We start from the raw sequence: 1,365 nt of genomic DNA on the forward strand, positions 1-1,365 counted from the left end.
GGTGATCGAATGGTTCGCGGGTGAGATGTTCGCGGATCTGCCGCGGCGGGACCAGCGCCTCACCGGTGAGCTGTACGTGCGGGGGCTGCTGACCGACGGCAAGCGCAAGAGCATGGTCCCGATGGCCGCCCGCCTCGGCGTGGACCCTCAGCGGCTGCAGCAGTTCATCACCAGCTCGACCTGGGACTACACCCAGGTCCGCCGGGGGCTGGCCGGCTGGGCGGTCGGGTTCTGCGACCCGGTCGCGCTGGTCGTGGACGACACCGGTTTCCCCAAGGACGGGCCAGCCTCGCCCGGGGTGGCCCGGATGTACTCCGGCACCCTGGGCAAGGTCGGGAACTGTCAGATCGGGGTGTCGGTGCACGCGGTCACCGACTGGGCGTCCGCCGCGCTGGACTGGCGGCTGTTCCTGCCAGAGTCCTGGGACGACACCGCCCTGTCCGACCCGCAGGAGATCGCCACCGCCCGGGCCCGCCGCGAACGGGCGGCGATCCCGGACGAGGCGCGGCACCGGGAGAAGTGGCGCCTCGCCCTGGACATGATCGACGAACTGGCCGGGTGGGGCATACCGACCCGGCCCGTGGTGGCCGACGCCGGCTACGGCGACGCCGCCGCCTTCCGCCAGGGCCTGACCGACCGGAACATCCCCTACGTGCTGGCCGTGAAGCCGACCACGACCGCCTACCCCGCCGACGCCACGCCGGTTCACCGCCCCGTACTCCGGGAACGGCCGCCCGCCCATGCCCGCCTACCCCGACCCACCCCAGGACCTCAAGACCCTGGTCCTGGCGGCCGGACGGTCCGCCGGCCGATACGTGACCTGGCGGCACGGCACCCACACAACCCCGGCCAACCCCACCGCCGCGATGCGCTCCCGCTTCCTCGCCCTGCGCGTCCGCCCCGCCAACCGGAACCTCACCCGCAACCCCGACCGGAGCCTGCCCGCCTGCTGGCTGCTCGCCGCATGGCCCCCCGGCCAGGCCGAACCCACCGACTACTGGCTGTCGACCCTGCCCGAGGGCACACCGTTGCGGCACCTCGCCCGCCTCGCGAAGATCCGCTGGCGGATCGAACACGACTACCGCGAACTGAAAGACGGCCTCGGCCTCGACCACTTCGAAGGACGCACCTTCACCGGCTGGCACCGCCACGTCACCCTCGCAAGCATCGCCCAAGCGATCTGCACCCAGCTCCGCCGCGACCCAAAAGTCCCTGCGTCGGCCTGACTCTCTACGCAGTCCTGCGACACCTCCAGACCCTGCTCGCCGTCTGGACCGGCGCCTGCCCCACCTGCCAACGACCCTTCAACCACACACTAGAAGTAACAGAACACCTATCCGGAGTCACCTAACAAAGTCCTACTAG

General features: G+C 71.0%; 1 protein-coding gene and 1 pseudogene. Both read left to right on the forward strand.

Annotated elements, in window-relative coordinates; all coding sequences use genetic code 11:
* Positions 1-25: 25 nt before the first annotated feature.
* Positions 26-955 (forward strand): annotated as a pseudogene (locus G6R25_RS23995) (IS701 family transposase); the annotation flags it as partial.
* Positions 867-1,226: a transposase gene (locus G6R25_RS31100; RefSeq protein ID WP_419469413.1), complete on the forward strand. Its 360-nt coding sequence runs from the start codon at positions 867-869 to the stop codon at positions 1,224-1,226. The pseudogene G6R25_RS23995 and the gene G6R25_RS31100, both read left to right, overlap by 89 nt.
* The last annotated feature ends 139 nt before the right edge of the window (positions 1,227-1,365 follow it).

The organism is Candidatus Frankia alpina (genome assembly GCF_902806485.1).
GTDB lineage: Bacteria > Actinomycetota > Actinomycetes > Frankiales > Frankiaceae > Frankia > Frankia alpina.

Excerpts from the sequence above, each read along its gene's own strand:
- G6R25_RS31100 (WP_419469413.1), top strand. The coding sequence starts at position 867 with ATGCGCTCCCGCTTCCTCGCCCTGCGCGTCCGCCCCGCCAACCGGAAC.